Origin of the sequence: Brevundimonas sp. UBA5936, from assembly GCA_002430835.1 — a bacterium.
In the GTDB taxonomy this organism is placed as follows: domain Bacteria; phylum Pseudomonadota; class Alphaproteobacteria; order Caulobacterales; family Caulobacteraceae; genus Brevundimonas.
The window spans coordinates 1-5,389 of sequence record DJDA01000141.1 but is presented as its reverse complement, the minus strand read 5'-3'; the positions used below and the strand labels follow the sequence as shown (position 1 = coordinate 5,389).

Here is a 5,389-nt window from a genome sequence, read left to right as displayed (position 1 = left end):
CCGCGCGGCCGAGGCGGCGGCGCGCGGGCGACCGACCCTGTCGGGGCTGGACCTGAGAATCGACATGGTGGCGCTGGCCCCCGGACGTTTTCCGCGTCATCTTCGCGGCGTGATCTCCACGGGAGCGGACCGGCGTTGACGCGCGAGGAAGCAGAGGCGGTGTTGGCCCAGGCGGGACAGGGGGCGGATGAAGCCTTTCCCCTGCTGGATTGCGCCATCGCCTGCGCCATTCACGACTATCCGTTCCGCGACGCCGACTGTGTGCGCATTCTGGCCGATCACGCGGCCCAGCGGCTCAAGGAGCGGGCCGCCAACGAAAGCCCCGACGACGCCCTGACCGAGGCCCTGGCGGGCGACCTGCGGCTGAACGGCGACCTGCTGAACTACGACCATCCGGCCAATACGGACGTCATCGACGTGGCCGAGCGGCGACGCGGCCTGTCGGCTGTGCTGGTCATCTTCTATCTGGACGCGGCGCGCCGGGCGGGGCTGACGGCGGCGCCGGTCGATTTTCCCGGTCACGTCCTGCTGCGGGTCGAGACGCCCGAGGGGCCGGTGGCGCTGGACCCGTTCAGCCAGGGGCGGCTGGTCCTGCCGTCGGAGCTGACGCGCCGCGCCCTGCTGGCGGGGCTGACCCCGCATGTGGCCGACCGTCTGGACCTGCTGATGGCGCCGGTCAGCGAGCGTCAGGCCTTGATCCGTCTGCAGAACATCCTGTTCACCCGCGCCCTTCAGGCCCGCGACTATGAAGGCGCCGAACGCTCGGCCCTGCGTCGCGCCCTGCTGGACCCCGAGGATCACCGCCCCTGGCTGGACGTGGCCGCCGCCCGCGAGAAGCAGGGCGCCCTGACCGGCGCCATGCAGGCCCTGTCGCGTGCCCGCACCCTGGGCGAGCCGATCGCCGCCTGCGACGCCCGACTGGACCGGGTGCGGATGCGGTTGAACTGAAGCGCGGCCTTGCGGCGCGCAGCCTCGCGCCTCAAGTAGGTACTGACGGCGCTTCGGCGCTCAAGCAGCGCGCGCCCGCGGCGCGAGCGATAGCGCGACTAAAACCAGCTCAAGCAGCGCGCGCCCGCGGCGCGCGCGATAGCGCCACAAAGAAGGACACCCCATGCTCAAGGTCGCCATCCAGATGGATCCGCTCGAGGCGGTCAACGTCGAGTCGGACACCACCTTCCTGATGGCCCTGACCGGGCAGGCGCGCGGCCACAAGTTGTGGGTCTATGACTTCCGCACCCTGGCGCTGGAGGACGGCCGCCTGTTCTGCCGCGCCCGTCCGGTGACGGTGAAGCGCGAGCAGGGAAACCACGCCGACTTCGGCCCCGAGCAGCGGCTGGACCTGGCCGAGGACGTGGACGTCATCCTGATGCGTCAGGATCCGCCGTTCGACATGGCCTATGTCACCGCCACCTATCTGCTGGAGCGGGTGCATCCCAAGACCCTGGTGGTCAATGACCCGGCCGAGGTGCGCTCGGCGCCCGAGAAGCTGATCGCCACCCTTTTCCCCGGCCTGCAGCCGCCGACCCTGGTGTCGTCCGACCCCGAGGCCCTGGTCGACTTCCACCGTCGCCACGGCGACGTGGTGCTCAAGCCCCTGCACGGCGCGGCCGGGTCGGGCGTGGTGCGGCTGAAGGCGGACGATCCGAACCTGGAGGCCCTGATCGAGATTCACGCGGCCGGGTCGCGCGATCCTCTGGTGATTCAGAAATTCATCCCGGCCGTCTCGGCGGGCGACAAGCGCGTCATCCTGATCGACGGCGAGCCGGTCGGCGCCATCAACCGCATTCCGGCCAAGGACCAGGTGCGCTCCAACCTGCGCGTCGGCGGCACGGCGGCGCCGGTCGAGCTGACGCCGCGCGATTTGGAGATCTGCGCCGCCATCGGCCCCTATCTGAAGGAGCGCGGCCTGATCTTCGTCGGCATCGACGTGATCGGTGACTATCTGACCGAGATCAACGTGACCTCGCCCACCGGCGCCCAGCAGCTGCTGAACTTCGCCGGGATCGATGCGACCGAGCGCATGTGGGAGGTCATCGAGAAGAGGAAACGCGCGGCCGCCTGACGCCGCGCTGCACGGGAGGGGACTTTATGAGCGTACTGAACAAGGCCGGGGCGTCCGCCGCCCTGGCGCTGGCGATCGCCTGCCCGGCGGCGGCCCAGGAGGCGGCCCCGAAACGCCCGTCGCTGGAGGTGCTGGAGCGGATCATCGAGACCCGCACGCCGCAGACCCGGATCGAGACGCCGGATCACGACCGCATCAGTGCGCGGCGCATCGACATCGTCGACGCCGACGGGACCATCCGCATGACGCTATCGGGCGCGACCCCGCCGCCGATCATCGACGGCGTTCAATATAAGCGCGCCTTCAACGTCGCCGGTCTGATCCTTTACGACGACAAGGGCAGCGAGCGGGGCGGTTTCGGCACGGCCGACGTCGAGGGCGGCATGGCCGTTCTGGCGCTGGATCATCCGGCGATGGACGCCGTCGGCTGGCGGGTGTCTCCCGACGGCTCGGTCAGCTTCGTCTTCAACCAGGCGCCGCCGCTGGTGCGCGAACCGGGGTTGGGCGGGGCGCTGGTTCCGGGCGTGCAGACGCCGACGCGGATGCGCCTGTCGCTGGCCGCCGACGGCACGCCCGCCGTCGCCCTGTCGGACAGGAACGACAAGCCGCGCCTGCGCCTGACCGTGACCGAGGAAGGCTTCGGCGCCATCCAGTTCCTGAACGCCGAGGGGCAGGTGATCCACACGATCGCGCCGGAGGCCGACCTGCCGTCGAACTGACCGAACAATGCTCTTGCAGTGTTGATTGGTTCGTGATTTGTTCTCTCGGTGCGGGAGGGAACGGCATGGTCGCGCGGGTGGTGACGGTGGCTTTCGACGGCGTCGACGCGCGCCGGGTCGATGTAGAGGTCCAGCAGGTCGGTTCGCCCGCCGGGGCCTTCGCCATCGTCGGTCTGCCGGACAAGGCGGTGGCCGAGAGCCGCGAGCGGGTGCGCGGCGCCTTTGCGGGCATCGGCCTGGCGCTGCCGGCCAAGAAGGTGATCGCCAATCTGGCCCCCGCCGACCTGCCCAAGGAGGGCAGTCATTTCGACCTGCCCATCGCCCTGGCCCTGCTGGCCTCCATGGGGGTGATCGGGCCGGACGCTCTGGACGGCTGGGCGGCGGTGGGCGAACTGGGTCTGGACGGCCAGATTGCGGCGGTCGGCGGAACCCTGCCCGCCGCCATGGCGGTGAACGCCATGGGGCTGGGTCTGATCTGCCCCGAGGCCAACGGGCCCGAGGCGGCCTGGGCGGGCGAGGCGCGGCTGCTGGCGCCGCGCTCCCTGATCGGCTTGATCAACCATTTCCGCGGAACCCAGGTGCTGCGTCCGCCTCAACCAGGGCCGGTGCTGGAAGGGCGCACGGTTCCCGACCTGCGTGAGGTCAAGGGACAGGAGGGCGCCAAGCGGGCGCTGGAGATCGCCGCCGCCGGGGGCCACAATCTGCTCGAACCATGGTCGATTGTCATGGTCCGGGCATGGTCTCCCAGACGATCCAGCCAACGATTCCTGCCACCGTCTATGTGCGCTGGTCGTCGGAAGCCCAGACAGGGCGCGACAGCCTTCGGCGCCAGCTTGAGGCGGCCCAGCGGTATGCGGACGAGCATCGTCTCCTCATCGTCGAAACCATCATCGACGAGGCAGTCTCCGCATTCTCTGGTCACCATCTGACCAAGGGTCGGCTCGGACAGTTCATCCGTCGTGTTGAGGATCGTGCTGTCGCGATGCCGCACGTCCTGATCTGCGAGAGTCTGGACCGACTTAACCGTCAGGCCCCTCTTGATGCTCTGGCCCCATTCATCGGTCTGATCAACGCGGGCATCACGCTGGTCACTTTAACGGATCGACAGCAATTCACGCGCGAGAGCATGGGAGAGGATGGCGGGCTTCGCCTCCTCGGAAGCCTCATCGTCATGCTTCGCGCTCACGAGGAGTCGGCTACCAAAAGTAAAAGGGTTCGGGCCGCGTGGGAGCGGAAGCGGCGTGAAGCCGACGTCCGCAAACTGACCAAGACATGCCCGGCATGGCTTCGTCTTGCCCCGGATCGGTCGAAGTTCGAGATCGTGGAAGAGCGCGCTGATATCGTTCGACTGATCTTCGCCGAGACGGCCTCGGGGATCGGCAAAGGGTCGATTGCAGCACGACTAAATGACGCGGGCGTTCCGCCCTTCCGAGGCAAGAATGGCTGGCATGCCAGCTACATCCAGAAGCTCCTCTCCAGCGATGCGGCCCTCGGCATCTATCAGCCCCACACCATGGAGGGTGGGCGCAGAGTTCCGGCCGGTCCTCCGGTCCCCAGCTACTTCCCTCCCATCATCGCCGAGAGCCTCGCACTCAAGGCGAGAGCCGCGATCATCGCCCGCAGACACGGAGCCGCCGGTCGCAAAGGCGCCAACTTCAGGAACATCCTCACCGGAATAGCTCAATGCGCCGCCTGTGGCGGCAGCATGACCTACGTCGGCAAAGGTGATGCGGAACGGTATCTGGCGTGCTCGTCTGCTCGGCGGCGACGCGGCTGTAGCTGCCGCGCCCTCTTCAACTTCAATGAGGCAGAGCGGCAGTTTCTGGATGCCGCGATGCGGGTGGACCCGAAGGCGCGGAACGCGCCCGCTGCCAGCAGAACGCGGGACGAACTGCACCGAGTTCAGCGAGACGTGGTGCGGCTGTCTGGCCGCCTGACGAAGCTGCTGGCGTCGTTCGAGAACGACTCGACAGATGAAGTCGTGGCGGCGGTCGCGGCTGCTCGTGACCTACTTCGGCTGGCTCGGATCGAAGAGGGCAGGCTCAAGGACGTCCTTGTCGTCGAAGAGCATGGTGCTGGCCTTCCAGACCTCCAAGCTGCCATCGAGGAGTTGCGAGACCCAGACCTGCCAACGTGCAGGTCATCGAAATTTCTCGTGCGCGCCCGGATCGCCCATGCGGCAAAAGCGGCCGGGTTCACAGCAGTTTTCCACGAGCATCACCGTCGCGTTGAACTGCGATGCGTCGGCTACGAAGGCGCGATCTGGTTTAGCTGTTCGCCTCAACGTGGTGACCCGAAGCGTGACCCGCTTGGCCGCTTCGCCAAGCGGGCACACGACGGATGAACTGTCCGAGCCGACCCTTGGTCAGATGGTGACCAGAGAATGCGGAGACTGCCTCGTCGATGATGGTTTCGACGATGAGGAGACGATGCTCGTCCGCATACCGCTGGGCCGCCTCAAGCTGGCGCCGAAGGCTGTCGCGCCCTGTCTGGGCTTCCGACGACCAGCGCACATAGACGGTGGCAGGAATCGTTGGCTGGATCGTCTGGGAGACCATGCCCGGACCATGACAATCGACCATGGTTCGAGCAAGGTGTAGTCGATTGG

Annotated in this window: 5 protein-coding genes and 1 pseudogene; 5 read left to right on the top strand and 1 reads right to left on the bottom strand. The window is 67.6% G+C overall.

Annotation, left to right across the window (positions count from 1 at the left end; translation table 11 throughout):
* Positions 1-135: 135 nt before the first annotated feature.
* The 5 genes and pseudogenes from B2Y21_RS14595 to B2Y21_RS14575 all read left to right on the top strand — a co-directional run bounded on the left by B2Y21_RS14595 (position 136) and on the right by B2Y21_RS14575 (position 5,125).
* The gene (locus B2Y21_RS14595; protein ID WP_046652650.1) at positions 136-948 is read left to right on the top strand and encodes a SirB1 family protein; all 813 of its coding nucleotides are present in this window, start codon (positions 136-138) and stop codon (positions 946-948) included.
* Between the two features lie 163 nt (positions 949-1,111).
* Positions 1,112-2,062: a glutathione synthase gene (gshB, locus tag B2Y21_RS14590; RefSeq protein WP_292060538.1), complete on the top strand. Its 951-nt coding sequence runs from the start codon at positions 1,112-1,114 to the stop codon at positions 2,060-2,062.
* Positions 2,063-2,088: 26 nt separating this feature from the next.
* Entirely contained in the window at positions 2,089-2,781 is a 693-nt protein-coding gene (locus tag B2Y21_RS14585; RefSeq protein ID WP_292060537.1) for a hypothetical protein, read from the top strand.
* Positions 2,782-2,846: 65 nt separating this feature from the next.
* Positions 2,847-3,488: pseudogene (locus tag B2Y21_RS14580) on the top strand (magnesium chelatase domain-containing protein); the annotation flags it as partial.
* A gap of 29 nt (positions 3,489-3,517) precedes the next feature.
* Entirely contained in the window at positions 3,518-5,125 is a 1,608-nt protein-coding gene (locus tag B2Y21_RS14575; protein ID WP_292060536.1) for a recombinase family protein, read from the top strand.
* Here the strand turns inward: B2Y21_RS14575 and B2Y21_RS15960 are convergent.
* Positions 5,049-5,339 (bottom strand): recombinase family protein, encoded by a 291-nt coding sequence (locus tag B2Y21_RS15960; RefSeq protein ID WP_414632859.1) that lies wholly within the window; start codon positions 5,337-5,339, stop codon positions 5,049-5,051. The two genes, B2Y21_RS14575 and B2Y21_RS15960, sit on opposite strands and share 77 nt — an antisense overlap.
* Between the last annotated feature and the right edge of the window lie 50 nt (positions 5,340-5,389).

Bases quoted from the DNA above. Each gene is read 5' to 3' on its own strand.
- B2Y21_RS14585 (WP_292060537.1), top strand. From the start codon at position 2,089: ATGAGCGTACTGAACAAGGCCGGGGCGTCCGCCGCCCTGGCGCTGGCG.
- B2Y21_RS14575 (WP_292060536.1), top strand. From the start codon at position 3,518: ATGGTCTCCCAGACGATCCAGCCAACGATTCCTGCCACCGTCTATGTG.
- B2Y21_RS15960 (WP_414632859.1), bottom strand. From the start codon at position 5,339: ATGGTCTCCCAGACGATCCAGCCAACGATTCCTGCCACCGTCTATGTG.
- gshB (WP_292060538.1), top strand. From the start codon at position 1,112: ATGCTCAAGGTCGCCATCCAGATGGATCCGCTCGAGGCGGTCAACGTC.